Origin of the sequence: Corynebacterium sp. HMSC14H10, assembly GCF_001807105.1 — a bacterium.
Lineage (GTDB): Bacteria > Actinomycetota > Actinomycetes > Mycobacteriales > Mycobacteriaceae > Corynebacterium > Corynebacterium jeikeium_D.
In genome coordinates this window covers 70,197-86,748 of the sequence record NZ_KV787412.1, presented here as the reverse complement: position 1 = coordinate 86,748, position 16,552 = coordinate 70,197, and the positions used below count along the sequence as shown (strand labels likewise).

At 58.8% G+C, this 16,552-nt stretch carries 15 protein-coding genes; 14 read left to right on the top strand and 1 reads right to left on the bottom strand.

Translation table 11 applies throughout. The features are described 5' to 3' along the window. Positions 1-31 precede the first annotated feature (31 nt). A complete protein-coding gene (locus HMPREF3135_RS02830; RefSeq protein WP_049194099.1) occupies positions 32-1,750 on the bottom strand; it encodes a long-chain fatty-acid--CoA ligase in 1,719 nt (572 codons plus the stop codon). 515 nt (positions 1,751-2,265) lie between these two features. Here HMPREF3135_RS02830 and rho point away from each other — a divergent pair. The 14 genes from rho to HMPREF3135_RS02760 all read left to right on the top strand — a co-directional run bounded on the left by rho (position 2,266) and on the right by HMPREF3135_RS02760 (position 16,347). Continuing rightward, positions 2,266-4,218 carry a transcription termination factor Rho gene (gene rho / locus HMPREF3135_RS02825; RefSeq protein ID WP_049172046.1) on the top strand — a complete coding sequence of 651 codons (1,953 nt, stop codon included), beginning with the start codon at positions 2,266-2,268 and terminating at the stop codon, positions 4,216-4,218. 114 nt (positions 4,219-4,332) lie between these two features. Continuing rightward, the gene (prfA, locus tag HMPREF3135_RS02820; RefSeq protein ID WP_070437890.1) at positions 4,333-5,406 is read left to right on the top strand and encodes a peptide chain release factor 1; all 1,074 of its coding nucleotides are present in this window, start codon (positions 4,333-4,335) and stop codon (positions 5,404-5,406) included. After that, a complete protein-coding gene (gene prmC / locus HMPREF3135_RS02815; protein ID WP_070437883.1) occupies positions 5,393-6,337 on the top strand; it encodes a peptide chain release factor N(5)-glutamine methyltransferase in 945 nt (314 codons plus the stop codon). The genes prfA and prmC overlap by 14 nt, the downstream gene beginning before the upstream one ends. 37 nt (positions 6,338-6,374) lie before the next feature. Then, positions 6,375-7,031 (top strand): L-threonylcarbamoyladenylate synthase, encoded by a 657-nt coding sequence (locus HMPREF3135_RS02810; RefSeq protein ID WP_070437880.1) that lies wholly within the window; start codon positions 6,375-6,377, stop codon positions 7,029-7,031. An 82-nt stretch (positions 7,032-7,113) separates the two neighbouring features. After that, entirely contained in the window at positions 7,114-8,346 is a 1,233-nt protein-coding gene (locus tag HMPREF3135_RS02805) for a glycosyltransferase family 4 protein (RefSeq protein ID WP_224783720.1), read from the top strand. Beyond that, on the top strand, positions 8,343-8,792 hold the full coding sequence (locus HMPREF3135_RS02800; RefSeq protein WP_005509564.1) for a Cg1360 family ATP-synthase-associated protein: 450 nt from the start codon (positions 8,343-8,345) through the stop codon (positions 8,790-8,792). Before HMPREF3135_RS02805 ends, HMPREF3135_RS02800 begins: the two co-directional genes overlap by 4 nt. 390 nt (positions 8,793-9,182) lie before the next feature. Then, a complete protein-coding gene (gene atpB, locus HMPREF3135_RS02795; protein WP_070429332.1) occupies positions 9,183-9,977 on the top strand; it encodes a F0F1 ATP synthase subunit A in 795 nt (264 codons plus the stop codon). A 141-nt stretch (positions 9,978-10,118) separates the two neighbouring features. Continuing rightward, positions 10,119-10,370, top strand: coding sequence for an ATP synthase F0 subunit C (locus HMPREF3135_RS02790; protein ID WP_016422456.1), 252 nt, complete (start codon positions 10,119-10,121; stop codon positions 10,368-10,370). A gap of 32 nt (positions 10,371-10,402) precedes the next feature. Beyond that, positions 10,403-10,966 (top strand): F0F1 ATP synthase subunit B, encoded by a 564-nt coding sequence (locus HMPREF3135_RS02785; protein WP_038628467.1) that lies wholly within the window; start codon positions 10,403-10,405, stop codon positions 10,964-10,966. Between the two features lie 5 nt (positions 10,967-10,971). After that, entirely contained in the window at positions 10,972-11,790 is an 819-nt protein-coding gene (locus HMPREF3135_RS02780; protein WP_070429330.1) for a F0F1 ATP synthase subunit delta, read from the top strand. A 54-nt stretch (positions 11,791-11,844) separates the two neighbouring features. After that, on the top strand, positions 11,845-13,488 hold the full coding sequence (gene atpA / locus HMPREF3135_RS02775) for a F0F1 ATP synthase subunit alpha (protein ID WP_005509387.1): 1,644 nt from the start codon (positions 11,845-11,847) through the stop codon (positions 13,486-13,488). Positions 13,489-13,541: 53 nt separating this feature from the next. Then, positions 13,542-14,522 (top strand): F0F1 ATP synthase subunit gamma, encoded by a 981-nt coding sequence (locus HMPREF3135_RS02770; protein ID WP_005509705.1) that lies wholly within the window; start codon positions 13,542-13,544, stop codon positions 14,520-14,522. Positions 14,523-14,524: 2 nt separating this feature from the next. Then, positions 14,525-15,964, top strand: coding sequence for a F0F1 ATP synthase subunit beta (gene atpD, locus HMPREF3135_RS02765; RefSeq protein WP_070437876.1), 1,440 nt, complete (start codon positions 14,525-14,527; stop codon positions 15,962-15,964). Between the two features lie 11 nt (positions 15,965-15,975). Then, on the top strand, positions 15,976-16,347 hold the full coding sequence (locus HMPREF3135_RS02760; RefSeq protein ID WP_049172054.1) for a F0F1 ATP synthase subunit epsilon: 372 nt from the start codon (positions 15,976-15,978) through the stop codon (positions 16,345-16,347). Positions 16,348-16,552 lie beyond the last annotated feature (205 nt).

Here is a 16,552-nt window from a genome sequence, read left to right as displayed (position 1 = left end):
CAGGTGCCGGGCCAGTGGCTTAGCCTGCTACCTACTTTTCGCCCGGCCCCTTCAGTTTCACGATGCTGTACTGACCTGCGCTCAAGTGCGAGCGCAGGTCTTTCTTGTCGAACTTGCCCACTGAGGTCTTATCGATTGAGTCCACGAAGGCCCAGTACTCCGGCAGCATCCACTTTGGCAGCTTTGGCCGCAGTTCATCGCGGAGCATTTCAGCGGTCTCCTTGCTCTGTTCAACTTCCGGCATCAGCACCGTAATGGCCAGTGGGCGCTCACCCCACTTTTTATCTGGCATGCCGATAATCGCGCACTCGAGTACCTGTGGGCTTTCCATTACGAAGTTTTCCAGCTGAGCGGAGTAGATCCACTCACCACCGGAACGAATGACATCGCGAGCACGGTCATGAATAGTCAGGTAGCCGTCGTGAGTAATCGAGCCGACATCGCCAGTGCGGAGCCACCCGTCCTCGGTGAACTGTTCGCTAGCCTCGTCGACCTCCGCACCGCGGAAGAAGTGCGCGGTGCCTCCATCTTGAGCCTCCGGAGAGCTGTAGTAGCCTCCGGTGACCGTGTTGCCGCGCACCTGCAGCTCACCCTGGTTGCGGTCATGCAGGTCGAGCACGCGGTCGTTGTCATCAACAATGCGGAACTGCATGATGTCCGGGAAACGTCCTTGGCTGACACGGTAGCGTTCGCGGGCCTCACCGGAGGCGCCGTACGGAGGTCGTGCCACGGTACCGATAGGCGAAGTCTCGGTCATGCCCCAGAAGTGGATGACGTCGACACCGTAGCGCTCTTCCCAGAGCCGAATCAGTGCAGGCGGGACAGGGGAACCGCCCGAGAAAATCTCCTGCAGGCTCATGCGCTTCGGAGGATTGCTGAGGTAGTGCGCCATGAGGTTAATCCACAGCGTCGGCACGCCCTGAGCTACGCGCGGCATTGAGGTTTCGATGATTTCTGCCAGACGTGGTGCGGACAGGTCCGCGCCGGGGAAGATTAGCGACGCCCCGCACATGAAGGAGGCCAGCGGCACGCCCCAGGACAGGACGTGATAAATGGGCACACAGCAAAGCCACGGGTTTCCATGCGAAATGGCAAAGGAGTCAGTGGTGCGCATATTCAGGCTGTGCAAGTACAGCGAACGGTGGCTGTAGACGACACCTTTAGGTGCGCCCTCGGTGCCCGTCGAATAGCACATGGCTGCACCGGAGTTTTCGTCGAGCTCAGGCCAGTCGAAGCGGCTGGGGCGTCCGTCGATGAGTGATTCGTAGGAGTACCACGGGATGCCAGCCGGCAGTTGCTCAGCCACATCCGACAAATCACCGATACCGATAATGATGACAGCGCGGACGCGCGGGCAGTGCGGAAGAACCTCGGCGAGCAGTTCGATCTCGGTCGGGTCCGCGATGATGACCTGGTCATCGGCGTGATTGATAATGTGCACAATCTGATCCGGCATGAGCTGCTTGTTCAGCGGCTGGAATACCGCGCCCATGGAGGCGACGCCGAGGAAGACCTCGAAGTGTTCGGCGCAGTTGTACATCAGGGTAGCGATGCGCTGATCCCCGTCGATGCCGAGCTCATCGCGAAGTGCATGTGCCAGCGCACTAGCGCGTGCGGCGATGGCGGCAAAAGTGGTGGTCTCGGGGCCGTCACTGTTCCAGGAGGTCACCGGAGTCCGACCGTGAATGGTGCGACCGTATTCCACAATCTGAGCGATATTGAGAGGAATATGAGGCATCGTACTGCGCATGAGCTCTACAGTACCGACTCACAGCCCCGCGACCTAGCGAAACGCAGGTGAGAACTAGTGTTGCTACCTGACTATTTGGTGACTATCCTTGGGCAATAGGTCGTTTTCAATACGCGGCTAGATACGTACTTCTTCATGTACTCCGCATGCCGTTGACCTTCGCAGTTGTTCACACAACGCGATGGCGCAACGTGACATTGAAAACACATAAATCAGTAGTGCGACTACATAGTCTTGCGGTGCTGTGGACCTAAAGTTTCCTAACCATCTTCAGCCCGGACGCTCGGGTTTGAGATGCGGAAATAATGTAGGCAAGATGCCTCGGTTTAGTTTCAACGTCGAGGTCTTTTGCCTGGCTTTTTCGATAGTTTCCCGTCAGCTGCGGCTACTTTTCCGCACGTGGTAAAGGTTCGACGACGGAGCACACGCGGTGGCGGGCAGTAAGAGCGAAAAAGTGTCAATGACATAGCCCCCTGTAGAGAGTGACTGCAGGGAAGGTCGATGAAAGGACATCCGTGACCGATACGGACACCACTGCCACGGCAGGCGGCCCAGAGAATCTTGCGGCCCTCCGAATGGCAGAACTGCGTGAAATCGCTTCCAGCAAGGGCATTCGCGGCATCTCCGCCATGCGCAAGCATGAGCTGATTGAGGCCATTAAGAATGGTGCCCCGGCTGCTGGTTCCGCTCCAGCTCGGAAATCTCGCGCGAAGAAGGCTGCGGCTGGGGCTGCGGATACCGGCTCCAAGGCGAAGGATGCCAAGGAATCGCCGTCGGAAAGCGCGGATAAGGGTTCCAGTAAGAGCGCCGACAAGAGCGACAAGGGCAACGACAAGCGAGACGACGCCAACGCGGATGGTCGCGAGGAGATGTCCCGTTCTCAGCAGCGTCGAAATCGTCGTAACCGTGCTCGTCAGCGCGAGCAGGAGAATCAGGACGATCGCAGCAACGATAGCCGCGACGATTCCGATAACGGCAACGACCGCGGTGATCGCAACGACAATCGCAACGATCGTAATGATCGTAATGACCGCGGTGATCGCAACGACCGTAATAACCGCAACGATCGCAACAACCACGATCGAGACAACGACGATGAAGGCCGCGGCAACCGCAACAACCGCCGCGGTCGCAACAACAATCGCAATAACGACCGCAATAACCATGACGATGACGGTCGTGGCAACCGTAACCGCCGCAACCGTCGCAATCGCCGCGACCGTCGCGGACGCGATAACAACGGTGGGGGACACGGCGGTCAGGACGAGATCCGCGAGGATGACGTTCTCCAGCCGGTGGCTGGCATCGTCGATGTGCTAGATAACAAGACCGCATTCGTGCGCACGTCCGGATACCTGCCGGGCTCTAACGATGTGCTGGTGTCCGCGCAAATGGTTCGTAAATACGGTCTGCGCAAGGGCGACGCCGTCACTGGTCAGGTCCGCATGCCGCGTGAGAATGGCTCGGGCCAGGTCACTCATGGCAACGGCCGTAATCGCCGCAAGTACAACCCGCTGGTCAAGGTCGAAACTGTAAACGGCATCGATCCGGAGCAGGCAAAGCAGCGGCCGAACTTCGCTAAGCTCACCCCGCTGTACCCGAACCGTCGCCTGCGTCTGGAGACCGAGCAGAAGATCCTCACCACTCGCGTCATCGACCTGATTATGCCGATTGGTAAGGGTCAGCGTGCGCTCATCGTTTCGCCGCCGAAGGCCGGTAAGACCACGATCCTGCAGAACATCGCGAACGCTATCGCGACGAACAACCCCGAGTGCTACATGATGGTCGTGCTTGTCGACGAGCGCCCGGAGGAAGTCACCGACATGCAGCGCAGTGTCCGTGGCGAGGTTATTGCTTCTACCTTCGACCGCCCGCCGTCAGATCACACGGCAGTGGCCGAGTTGGCTATTGAGCGTGCAAAGCGTCTGGTGGAACAGGGGCAGGACGTCGTCGTACTGCTGGACTCCATTACCCGCCTTGGCCGTGCGTACAACAACTCTTCGCCGGCATCGGGACGAATCCTCTCCGGTGGTGTGGACTCCAACGCTCTGTACCCACCGAAGCGCTTCTTGGGTGCTGCCCGAAACATCGAGGAAGGCGGCAGCCTCACCATCATCGCCACCGCGATGGTGGAGACCGGCTCCGCAGGCGATACCGTCATCTTCGAGGAGTTCAAGGGCACCGGTAACGCCGAGCTGAAGCTCGACCGTAAAATCTCCGAGCGCCGCGTGTTCCCGGCAGTGGATGTCAACCCGTCGGGTACTCGTAAGGATGAGCTGCTGCTCAGCACGGAGGAGGCTCGCATTATGCACAAGCTGCGCCGCATCCTCTCCGCGCTGGAGTCGCAGGCTGCTATTGACCTGTTGATTAAGCAGCTGAAGAAGACCCGGAACAATAAGGAATTCCTGATGCAGGTGGCTTCTTCTGCACCAATGGCCGCCGACGTTGATGTGGACGACATGCTTTAGCTGGGGTTAGCCACGCGGAGTGGTGCCACAGTGCCAGCGGTGCGACAGCGCCACTCCGACCGAAACCACAGCACCTACTAGCATTTCACCCATCACAATCTGAAGGAATATTCAATGGCTAATCAGGTTTCCGCAGTTGACGACATCCTCTCCGAATACCACGGCCTTGAGGCGCAGCTGGCAGACCCCGAGCTGCACAACGACCCGAAGGCTGCCCGTAAGGGCGGCAAGCGCTTCAATGAGTTGCAGCCGGTCATTCAGACTCACAAGAAGTTGACTGAGGTCCAGGATGACCTGGAGGCAGCTCGCGAGATGGCATACGAGGACTCCGAATTCGCAGCTGAGGCTGAGCGTCTCGCTGTCGAGGCAGAGGAGCTCGAGGAAAAGCTCGCCGACCTGCTGGCTCCGCGCGATCCGCACGACAGCGATGACATCGTTATGGAGCTCAAGTCCGGTGCCGGCGGTGAGGAGGCAGCGCTCTTCGCAGGTGAGCTCGCTCGTATGTACCAGCGCTATGCAGAAAAGCACGGCTTTACCACCGAGATTCTCGGGCTGTCCGAGTCTGATCTCGGCGGCGTGAAGGACATGACTATGTCCATCCGAGCTAAGACTCCGTCCCGTGACGGTGCGTGGAGCGTGTTCAAGTTTGAAGGTGGCGTTCACCGCGTGCAGCGCGTGCCGGTTACCGAATCTCAGGGCCGTATTCAGACGTCCGCCGCTGGTGTGCTGGTCTACCCGGAGCCCGACGAGGTCGAAGACATTCAGATTGATGAAAAGGATCTGCGTGTCGACGTCTACCGTTCCTCCGGTAAGGGCGGTCAGGGTGTTAACACGACTGACTCCGCCGTTCGCCTGACGCACCTGCCGACTGGTCTCGTTGTTACCTGTCAGAAGGAACGTTCTCAGATTCAGAACAAGGCCCGCGCTATGCAGGTCCTTGCTGCTCGACTGCAGCAGATGAAGGAAGAGGAGATCGCCGAGGCTGCCTCTGACCAGCGTAAGTCTCAGGTGCGCAACATGGATCGCTCCGAGCGCATCCGCACTTACAACTTCCCGGAGAACCGCGTTTCCGATCACCGCATCGGTTACAAGGCTCACAACCTGGACTCGGTGCTGGGCGGCGACATGGATGACCTGCTCAAGGCCCTCCACGACGCGGAGCGCGCTGAGCGTCTTGAAGCCGAGTAGCCCCACGCCCGCAGAAAATAGCTCGCCGACGTTACCGGATTCCGTCCGTACTCTCGGCGAGCTGTTTCGCTATGCGCGTCGCACGCTTGACGACGCGGCGCTGGCTTCTCCGGATGCCGACGCGCGGGCGCTGTTTGCAGCTGCTATCAATGCGGGACCGGCAGACATCATCTTCCGCGGAGACGAACCGTACACCGATGAGGACGGTCGCAAGTATCTGGCCGAGGTACTGGCCCGCAGAGTGGCTCGTGAGCCACTGCAGCACATCCTCGGTACGGCGCCGATGATGAGCCTGGAACTACAGGTTGGGCCCGGTGTTTTTGTGCCCCGGCCGGAGACGGAACTGCTTGCGCAGTGGGCAATCGATCGAGCCCGTGAACTGGTCGCAAGTGGCGTCGTCAAGCCGAAAATCGTTGACTTGTGTACTGGATCTGGTGCGTTGGCGTTGGCGATCGCCGATGCCGTACCCGAAGCGGACGTGGTGGCTGTGGAGCTCTCTGAGCGGGCACGGGCGTGGGCTGCGAAGAATATCGAGACGTACGGCGATGGGCGTGTGCGTCTGATTGCTGGCGATGTCACGGATGTTCAGCTGATTGATGATGGCGCTGAGCTCGCAGAATGGGTAGGCGAGACCGACATTGTTGTGTCCAACCCTCCATATGTGCCCGAAGACACCGAAGTTGACCCCGAAGTGAGAGCTGATCCGCACTCTGCGGTCTTCGGCGGCGACGATGGGCTAGATGTCATTCGACCTATGATGAACCTAGTGGATGCGCTGGTGCGGCCGGGTGGAGTCATCGGCATCGAGCACGATGACTCTTCAGGAGACGATGTCAGTTCACTGCTAAAGGACACCTGGGATTACGCTGATGTAGAGGTCCACCGTGACTTTGCGGGCCGTGACCGTTTTACGGTGGGACGCAAAAATTGATCTTAAAAGCAAACTTTGAAGCAGGAGCACAAATCTGATGAGCAGGATTATGGACTGCAGCACAGATGAAAAGCGCGAACGCGCAATTGCAGCAGCAGTAGATGCAGTGAAGGCAGGACGGCTGGTCGTTATGCCTACCGATACCGTCTACGGCCTTGGCTGCGATGCCTTTGATAACCAGGCCGTTGCCTCCTTGCTGCGTGCCAAGCACCGCGGCCCGGATATGCCGGTACCGGTGCTCGTGGGTTCCTGGAACACGATTGAGGGGCTCGTCCGCGAATACTCGCCAGCTGCTCGCACGCTGGTGGAGGCTTTCTGGCCGGGCGGACTGTCGCTGGTTGTGAACCAGGCGCCGAGCTTGCCGTGGAACCTTGGTGATACTGCGGGTACGGTCATGCTGCGCATGCCGCTGCACCCAATTGCTATCGAGATTCTGCGCCGCACCGGTCCGATGGCCGTGTCCAGTGCGAACATCTCTGGCCAGGCACCGGCCACCAATGCCGTGCGCGCCAAGCAGATGCTCGGTGGGGAAGCAGCGGTCTACGTCGACGGCGGTGAAGCCACGATTGGCACCCCATCGACGATTGTCGATATCTCGACTCCAGTGCCGCGGATTCTGCGCGAAGGCGCTGTGTCAGCAGCGGCGGTTGCCGAGGTTTTGAGTACTACGCCCGAGCGACTGCTGGGTCAGTAGTCTTGTCTACCTAAGGCTTTTCCTGTTTAGTATCTGCAGCGATTGTGTGGGTGAGTAGTACCTAGTGGCGGACATGAGCTTATTGGCAGCCCAGTCGGGTGGGGCAGGTGTGCCCATCCGCGAGCTCGCCATGCTCGTTTTAGTTTCCGCTGCTGTCAGTTATTTGCTCACTGGAGTGGTGCGTTATGTGCTGGTCCGTTCGGGCTGGTTGGATGCTCCCCGCACGCGCGATGTCCACGATATTCCGAAGCCCAGACTCGGAGGCGTGGCGATGTACTCCGGCGTGGTCGCAGCTATCGCCCTTGCCTCCGTGATGCCGGCCCTCAACCGTGGTTTTCCACCTATGACTCCAGATATGAGGGCAGTCGTGGCGGCCGCGTCGCTCCTGCTAATCGTCGGTATTTGGGATGACCTCTTTGACTTAGATGCCCTCACCAAGCTGGTGGGGCAGGTCGCGGCGGCACTTTTGATGTCATTTATGGGCGTCAACTGGTATCTGCTCTATATCCCGTTCAGTGGCGGCGCCACGCTCATTCTCGATCCAATCATGTCCACAGTCTTGACTGTCCTATTTACTGTGGCATTGATTAACGCCTTCAACTTTGTTGACGGCATCGATGGTCTCGCAGCTGGACTCGGCATGATCGCCGCAGCTGCAATCCTTGTCTATTCGATGGTCATGCTTCACGACCAAGGCGGAACCGTGTCTGCCTATCCACCCGCGATGATTTCCGCGTGCCTCCTCGGCGCTTGCCTGGGCTTCTTGCCGCACAACTTCGAGCCCGCACGCATTTTCATGGGCGATTCCGGTGCCATGATGATCGGCTTGCTGCTCGCAGCGGCATCGGTGTCGGCGTCGGGACGCATCGCGCCCTCCATGTACGGCACCGCTGACGTCATCGCTCTAATCTCGCCGGTTGTGGTCGTCATCGCAGCAATTAGCGTGCCAATGCTCGACTTGCTGCTTGCTGTCGTTCGCCGCGTCAGCCAGGGCAAGTCACCCTTCTCACCCGACAAAATGCATATTCACCACCGCCTCCTGTCGATGGGACACAGTCATCGCCGCGTGGTGCTAGTGCTTTACCTATGGGTGTCGGTCGTCGCGTACGCCGCCGTTGCCACCACCATTTTCCCCTTTGAATTTGTCGCTCTCACCTTCGGGATCCTGCTTATCATCGCGGTTGTCTTCACCCTCCGCCGTCGCAATGCGCTTGCCGACGACCGTTCAACGGGAGCGCGTCCCAGAAGTGGAAGTGGGGTCCGGCAGGTTATAAGACGTCGACGTGGACGCAGAAGGTACAATCTTCGACCGTGACTGAAAAAACAACTCCGGAGCCCGAGTCTAAATACGACGATTCGCGGCGACCGCTGCTGGCTGCTGCTCGCTCGGGCGCAATCGCGCTCGCTGTGATTACCGTGCTTTCGCTGCTGGTCTGGGGTGGCAAAAACGGTATGCCCGGTGTCTGGGGCGTACTCCTTGGTGCGGGCATTAGCGGAAGCTTCGTATTGCTTACCGTTCTAGGCATCCTCTTTACTGCTCGAACTTCGCCGTCCGTCACGCTTGCCGTTGTACTGGGTGGCTGGTTGTTGAAGATTGTCGTATTGATCGGTGTCCTGGTTGTTATTAGAAATCTTGAGTTTTATGACAACATGACTTTCTTCGTCACTGTTGTACTCACGCTGATGGTGACGCTGGGTGCAGAAGTGTGGGGAATGTCGCAATCTAACCTCACTTATGTGCAACCAATGAAGGACGAATAGCTCGTTAATAACTTGTTGACCTGCTGATAGGCTGCAATGCGCCTCTAAAACCGCAGGTAATAAGCATATTGTCCAGTTTGTGCAGAAGATGCCACAAATAGAGGCCGAAACCCACAGCGGGGGTCGGCCTCTTTGTTGGTTTCGGGGTCGGAAACGCGGGGGTGTACCGGGTGGGGAAAATGAGTCAGAACTGTTATCCTGAGTTTCGGGTAAGACGGCCTGTAGCGAAATAACTATCATTTCCACAGGTACGGTCCCCGTGAGCGCCGTGCTGATGAGCGAATGGAATCCGCGGCGCGACACGTTAAATGACGTCCTTCGCACCGCTTGACAATAGTTCTAGCGGCCCAATCACGGGAGAGAACGCTGAGCGTTACAACACTTGCCGAGATGCGGGGTGAGTTTCACTCACCCAACTTGCAGGAGGAGTATTTCCCGGGTGAACAATTTGGCGACTTCATTTTAGGTGGCAGTGGCGACTGGTACGCCATGGACCGCCTGATGATTGTTCGTCTTTTGATGGCCGTGATCGTCGCCGTGTTCTTCGTCGTCGCAATGCGTCGTCCGAAGCTCGTGCCGACTGGTCTGCAGAACGTTGCGGAGTTGATGCTGGACTTCGTCCGCATCCACATCGCGGAGGAGATTCTGGGTAAGAAGGAGGGGCGTCGTTTCCTTCCGGTTCTGGCCACCATCTTCTTCCTTGTTATCTCGATGAATATTGCGGCTATTATTCCTGGCCTCAATATTTCGCCGAACGCCCGAATCGGTATGCCACTGGTTCTGGCCCTGTTCGCATACGTTGCCTTCATTTACGCGGGCTCGAAGAAGATGGGCTTCTTCAAGTTTGTGAAGTCGGCAGTCGTTATTCCGAACTTGCCACCGGCGCTCCACCTCATCGTGGTGCCGATCGAGATTTTCTCCAACTTCGTTCTCCGCCCAGTTACGCTGACCATCCGTCTGATGGCCAACATGCTGGCGGGCCACATGGTTCTAGTCCTGCTTTTCGGTGCCACGAACTTCTTCTTCTGGCAGCTGAATGGTTGGACCGCCCTGTCCGGGTTGACCCTTATCGCTGCGGTAGCATTCACGCTGTTCGAGATGCTGGTGATTTTCCTGCAGGCATACATCTTTGCCCTGCTGAGCGCCGTCTACATCGAACTGTCGCTGCACGCAGACGAGCACTAACCCATAACTAATGAGGCCGCAACTTCGGCAACAAGGCCTCGCAAATTTAATAGCAAGACCCACTTGACCCACAAAAGCCCCGGGCCTACTTAGAACAATCTTTAATCCGGGGCCATCCTTTAAGAAAGGGAACGGTTCATAATGAACGACGTCATCCTCTCCGCCCAGGACGCTGTCCAGGCTGTCGACACCAACGCTGGCCTGAAGACCATCGGTTACGGTCTGTCCACCCTGGGCCCGGGCCTCGGTATCGGCATCGTCGCCGGCAAGACCGTTGAGGGTATGGCACGCCAGCCTGAGATGGCCGGCCAGCTGCGTACTACCATGTTCCTGGGTATCGCCTTCACTGAGGCTCTCGCCCTGATCGGCCTGGTCGCAGGCTTCGTTTTCTAAGTCCGGACCTTCAAGCGGAGAACACGTAAACCATGACAGATTTCACCTTTTTGCTAGCAGCGGGTGACCTCCCGATGGGAGAGTCCGTTGACCCGCTGCTGCCAAAGACCTATGACATCGTCTGGTCCGTTGTCCCGCTGGTAGTTATCCTGGTTCTCTTCTGGAAGCTCGTTCTTCCGAAGTTCCAGGAGGTCCTGACCGAGCGGGAGGACCGGATTGAGGGCGGCATTGAACGCGCTGAGGCTGCACAGGCCGAGGCGAAGGCCGCTCTGGAAAAGTACAACAGTCAGCTCGCAGAGGCCCGTACTGAAGCAGCAAAGATTCGCGACGAAGCCCGTGCACAGGGTCAGCGCATCATTGCAGACGCTACGACCAAGGCTAATGACGAGAGCGCACGAATCATCGAGTCCGGTGAGAAGCAGCTCGCTGCCCAGCGTGAGCAGGTAGTCGCAGAGCTGCGCAAGGAAATGGGCCAGAACTCCATCAATCTCGCTGAGCGCCTTCTGGGCGAGCAGCTTTCCGACGACGTTCGTAACTCGTCGACGATTGACAACTTCTTGTCCAACCTTGACACCGTGGCCCCGGCCGGAAAGTAGGCGACATGCACGCAGCAAGCCGCGAATCCCTGGCAGCCCTTAGCCAGCGACTGGACGCCGCTATCAGTGGCGACAATGTCGCTGTTGCTCAGGCTGCTCAGACTGGTTCCGAGCTTTTCGACATCGTCGAGGTCCTGGACTCCGACCGCGGCCTGCGTGTCGCTGTCGCCGACACCTCGGCGACTGCGGAACAGCGTTCCGGCCTTGTCCGGAGCCTGTTCGCGGGCAAGGTATCTGAGACGACTCTTAACCTCGTCGTGGATGCTGCCGCGCAGGTATGGTCCACCCCGCGTGAAATGCGTGAGGGTTTGGTAGAGCTGGGCCGTCGAGCCCTCCTTCGCTCTGCCGAAGGCCAGGGACAGCTTGAGACTGTTGAGTCTGAGCTGTTCCAACTGGGACACATCCTGGCTGAGCAGTCGCAGCTTGAACAGCTGCTGGCCGACAAGGCCGCAACCCCCGAAGCCAAGCGTGGGCTCCTCGCCTCTGTGCTGTACGGCAAGGTCACTTCCGTGACCGAAACCCTCGCACTGCAGGCTGTTGGCCGCCCATCCAAGCGCCCCGCGGACGACATTGACTCCCTGTCCCGGCTAGCCGCCGGCCTGCGGAACCACGTCGTCGCTCGCGTGACCAGTGCCACGGCCGTCTCTGACGAGCAAGAGCGAGCACTGGCGGACAAGCTCGGCCGAGTCTACGGCAAGGCGATGTCCATCCACACCGTGATCGATAAGTCGATTCTCGGTGGACTGGTCATCCGGGTTGGCGACGAGGTCATCGACGGTAGCCTTTCAACAAAGCTTGAGAAGCTGCGCGTCGGCCTCGGCTGACGGATGGTTTAGACGATTAATCACTGGAAGAATATTACCGAGAGCAGGAAGAACATGGCGGAGCTGACGATCTCCTCCGACGAGATCCGTAGCGCGATTGCGAACTACACCTCGAGCTACTCCCCGGAGGCCTCCCGCGAGGAGGTTGGCGTTGTTATCAGTGCAGCTGATGGTATCGCCCAGGTTTCGGGAATGCCGTCGGTCATGACGAATGAGCTTCTGGAGTTCCCGGGCGGCGTTATTGGCGTCGCTCAGAACCTCGACACCGACAAGGTCGGCGTTGTGGTGCTGGGTAACTTCGAGTCGCTTAAAGAGGGTGACGAGGTAAAGCGGACGGGTGACGTCCTTTCGATTCCGGTCGGGGACAAGTTCCTCGGTCGCGTAATTAACCCCCTGGGCCAGCCGATTGACGGCCTGGGCGACATTGAGGCTGAAGAGGACCGCGTCCTCGAGCTGCAGGCACCGACCGTGCTGCAGCGTCAGCCGGTTGAAGAGCCGATGGCTACTGGTATTAAGGCCATCGACGCAATGACCCCAATTGGTCGTGGTCAGCGTCAGCTGATCATTGGTGACCGTAAGACCGGTAAGACCGCGGTCTGCCTGGACACCATTTTGAACCAGAAGGCTAACTGGGAGTCCGGTGACCCGAGCAAGCAGGTGCGATGCATCTACGTTGCTATCGGTCAGAAGGGCTCCACCATTGCTGGTGTGCGCCAGACCCTCGAGGAGCAGGGCGCACTCGAGTACACCACCATCGTTGCTGCCCCGGCGTCGGATGCCGCAGGCTTCAAGTGGCTTGCACCATTCGCAGGCGCCGCACTGGGGCAGCACTGGATGTACCAGGGCAAGCACGTCCTGGTCATTTACGATGATCTGACTAAGCAGGCAGAGGCATACCGTGCCATCTCGCTGCTGCTGCGTCGCCCGCCGGGACGCGAAGCTTACCCGGGTGACGTCTTCTACCTCCACTCCCGTCTGCTGGAGCGTGCTGCGAAGCTCTCCGACGACATGGGTGCAGGCTCGCTGACCGCACTGCCGATCATCGAGACCAAGGCAAACGACGTGTCGGCCTTCATTCCGACCAACGTCATTTCCATTACCGACGGCCAGGTCTTCCTCGAGTCCGACCTGTTCAACCAGGGTGTCCGCCCGGCTATTAACGTCGGTGTGTCGGTTTCCCGTGTTGGTGGTGCCGCACAGACCAAGGGCATGAAGAAGGTTTCCGGTAACCTGCGTCTGGACCTCGCGTCCTACCGCGACCTGGAAGCATTCGCAATGTTCGCATCCGACCTGGACGATGCCTCCAAGCGTCAGCTGGAGCGCGGTCAGCGTCTGGTTGAGCTGCTGAAGCAGAAGGAAAACCACCCGCAGCCGGTCGAGTACCAGATGACCTCCATCTACCTCGCTGGCGAGGGCGAATTCGACGATGTCCCGGTTGAGGACGTCCGTCGCTTCGAGGCCGAGCTGCTTGAGCACCTGCAGGACACTCAGCCTGCAGTCTTCGAGCAGATTGACGGCGGCGTCGCCTTCTCTGACGAGTCCAAGGCTGCTCTGAAGTCCGCTACCGCTAACTTCAAGAAGTCCTTCCAGACTTCTGAGGGCGCACCGCTGGCTTCCGAGGCTCCGGTCGAGGCACTCGACGAGGGCGAGCTCAAGAAGCAGCAGATTACGGTCTCCCGCAAGACTGCCCAGAACTAGGCAGGTTGAGCTACTCAATGACCGTTTTCGCAATTGAAGGGAGGGAATAGGACATGGCGAATCTTCGTGAACTTCGAGCCCGAATCAAGTCGGTGAACTCGACCAAGAAGATCACCAAGGCCCAGGAGCTTATCGCAACCTCGCGCATTACTAAGGCGCAGCGTCGCGTAGCAGACTCCCAGCCGTACGCCGACGAAATCGAGAAGGTCATCGGACGTCTCGCATCGGCTTCGTCGTTGGATCACCCGATGCTCGTAAAGCGTGAGGGTAACCAGCGTGTTGCAGTCCTGGTTGTCACCAGTGACCGCGGCATGTGTGGCGGCTACAACCACAACGTCCTGAAGAAGGCTGCAGAACTGCGTACCGCTCTGGAAGAGCAGGGGCATGAGGTCGTTCTCTACGTGACTGGCCGTAAGGGCACCGACTACTACGACTTCCGTGGTGTCGAGCTCGCCGGTACGTGGGAGGGCTTCTCCCAGGATCCGGACTACGCCGCAACCCACGACGTGCGTCGTCACCTCATTGATGGTTTCAACGCTACGGCCGAGGGCACTGCCAAGTACCGCGAAGGCCTGCGTGGCACCAACGGCGAAGCCGTTCAGGGCTTCGACCAGGTCCACGTTGTCTACACGGAATTCGTGTCCATGCTTTCTCAGATCCCGCGTGCACACCAGATGCTCCCGATTGAGCCTGTGTACGAGGATGTCGAGATTGCTCAGGGCGAGGACATGCTGTCCGATGGATCAGATGACCTTAAGCCGGACTACGAATTCGAGCCTGATGCAGACACCCTGTTGGCAGAGCTTCTGCCGCAGTACGTGTCCCGCACCCTGTTCGCAGTGATGCTCGAGGCCGCTGCCTCTGAGTCCGCTGCCCGTCGTAACGCTATGAAGTCCGCGACGGACAACGCTACCGAGCTGGTCAAGGACCTCTCGCGTGTTGCTAACCAGGCACGTCAGGCACAGATTACCCAGGAAATCACAGAAATCGTCGGTGGCGCCGGTGCGCTCGACGACAGCGGAGAAAGTGACTAGATATGAGCACAGCTCTAAGTGAGCAGAACACCACCACGGCTGTGGGCCGTGTTGTGCGTGTCATCGGTGCCGTCGTCGACGTGGAGTTCCCGCGTAACGAACTGCCGGCACTTTACAACGCGCTGACCGTGGAAGTTACCCTTCCTTCGGTCGCCAAGACCATTGTCCTCGAGACTGCACAGCACCTCGGTGACAACATGGTTCGTACCATTGCTATGGCTCCGACCGACGGCCTGGTCCGCGGTGCAGAGGTCAAGGACACCGGAAAGCCGATTTCGGTTCCGGTTGGTGACGTCGTCAAGGGTCACGTCTTTAACGCAATGGGCGACTGCCTGGATGAGCCGGGCCTGGGTCGCGATGGTGAGCAGTGGGGCATCCACCGTGAGCCGCCGGCCTTCGACCAGCTCGAGGGCAAGACCGAGATTCTGGAAACCGGTATTAAGGTCATCGACCTGCTGACCCCGTACGTTAAGGGCGGCAAGATTGGTCTGTTCGGTGGTGCCGGTGTCGGTAAGACCGTTCTGATCCAGGAGATGATTACTCGTATTGCACGCGAGTTCTCCGGTACTTCGGTCTTCGCCGGTGTTGGTGAGCGTACCCGTGAGGGCACCGACCTCTTCCTGGAAATGGAAGAGATGGGCGTTTTCCAGGACACCGCCCTCGTCTTCGGCCAGATGGACGAGCCGCCGGGAGTCCGTATGCGTGTCGCGCTGTCGGGTCTGACCATGGCAGAGTACTTCCGCGATGTTCAGCACCAGGACGTGCTGCTCTTCATTGACAACATCTTCCGTTTCACCCAGGCCGGTTCTGAGGTTTCGACCCTGCTGGGTCGTATGCCTTCCGCCGTGGGTTACCAGCCGACCCTGGCTGACGAGATGGGTGTTTTGCAGGAGCGCATTACGTCCACCAAGGGCCGTTCGATTACCTCTCTGCAGGCCGTCTACGTGCCTGCCGATGACTACACCGACCCGGCTCCGGCAACGACCTTCGCCCACCTCGATGCAACCACCGAGCTCGACCGCTCGATCGCATCGAAGGGTATTTACCCGGCAGTGAACCCGCTGACCTCGACTTCTCGTATCCTCGAGCCGTCGATCGTCGGTGAGGAGCACTACCGAGTTGCTCAGCAGGTTATTAACATCCTGCAGAAGAACAAGGAACTCCAGGACATCATCGCCATCCTCGGTATGGACGAGCTGTCCGAGGAGGACAAGGTGACCGTGCAGCGTGCACGTCGTATCCAGCGATTCTTGGGTCAGAACTTCTTCGTTGCTGAGAAGTTCACGGGTCTGCCTGGTTCGTACGTCCCGCTGAAGGACACCATCGTTGCCTTCGACCGCATCTGCAAGGGCGACTTCGACAACTACCCGGAGATGGCCTTCGACGGCCTGGGTGGCCTCGACGATGTCGAGAAGAAGTACGCTGAAATGCAGAAGAAGTAAGGGGCATCCTCATGGCTGAAATCACCGCTGAACTGGTTGCCGTTGAGCGACCGCTCTGGAAGGGCAAGGCCACTTTGGTCTCTGCCCAGACCACCGAGGGTGAGATCGGCGTGCTGCCCGGACACCAGCCGTTGCTTGGCCAGCTGGTCAACAACGGTACGGTGACCATCAAGACCGCAGACGGCAAGGTTCTTGTCGCTTCGGTACAGGGTGGGTTCATTTCCGTGTCTACCTCGAAGGTTTCGATCCTCGCGGATAAGGCAGTCTGGGCTGACGAGGTTAACCTCTCCGAGGCCGAGTCCAACCTGACTTCGGATGACCCTGCAGTAAAGGCTCAGGCTGAGTCGGAGGTCCGCGCGGCTCGTCGCGCTTCCACCAACTAGTCTGTTCGCCTGAACATCCGGTCGCACGACCGTATTCTTCCTGCTTCTTTAAACGGGGCGGGGAGCTCGCAAGAGAAATCTTGCCAGCTTCCCGCCCCGTTTTTCTTAGTTATTTTTCATGTCAGTGCAACAATCGGGTAGGGTTTGTAAAAAGCCTCTAATGCGCTTTTGAACCAAGGTTCGTCGTCTATTCACCCGGATGCGA

Coding starts and splice junctions, on each gene's coding strand:
- HMPREF3135_RS02810 (WP_070437880.1), top strand. CDS start 6,375: ATGAGCAGGATTATGGACTGCAGCACAGATGAAAAGCGCGAACGCGCA.
- atpA (WP_005509387.1), top strand. CDS start 11,845: ATGGCGGAGCTGACGATCTCCTCCGACGAGATCCGTAGCGCGATTGCG.
- HMPREF3135_RS02790 (WP_016422456.1), top strand. CDS start 10,119: ATGAACGACGTCATCCTCTCCGCCCAGGACGCTGTCCAGGCTGTCGAC.
- atpD (WP_070437876.1), top strand. CDS start 14,525: ATGAGCACAGCTCTAAGTGAGCAGAACACCACCACGGCTGTGGGCCGT.
- HMPREF3135_RS02780 (WP_070429330.1), top strand. CDS start 10,972: ATGCACGCAGCAAGCCGCGAATCCCTGGCAGCCCTTAGCCAGCGACTG.
- prfA (WP_070437890.1), top strand. CDS start 4,333: ATGGCTAATCAGGTTTCCGCAGTTGACGACATCCTCTCCGAATACCAC.
- HMPREF3135_RS02770 (WP_005509705.1), top strand. CDS start 13,542: ATGGCGAATCTTCGTGAACTTCGAGCCCGAATCAAGTCGGTGAACTCG.
- HMPREF3135_RS02760 (WP_049172054.1), top strand. CDS start 15,976: ATGGCTGAAATCACCGCTGAACTGGTTGCCGTTGAGCGACCGCTCTGG.
- HMPREF3135_RS02785 (WP_038628467.1), top strand. CDS start 10,403: ATGACAGATTTCACCTTTTTGCTAGCAGCGGGTGACCTCCCGATGGGA.
- atpB (WP_070429332.1), top strand. CDS start 9,183: ATGCGGGGTGAGTTTCACTCACCCAACTTGCAGGAGGAGTATTTCCCG.
- HMPREF3135_RS02830 (WP_049194099.1), bottom strand. CDS start 1,750: ATGCGCAGTACGATGCCTCATATTCCTCTCAATATCGCTCAGATTGTG.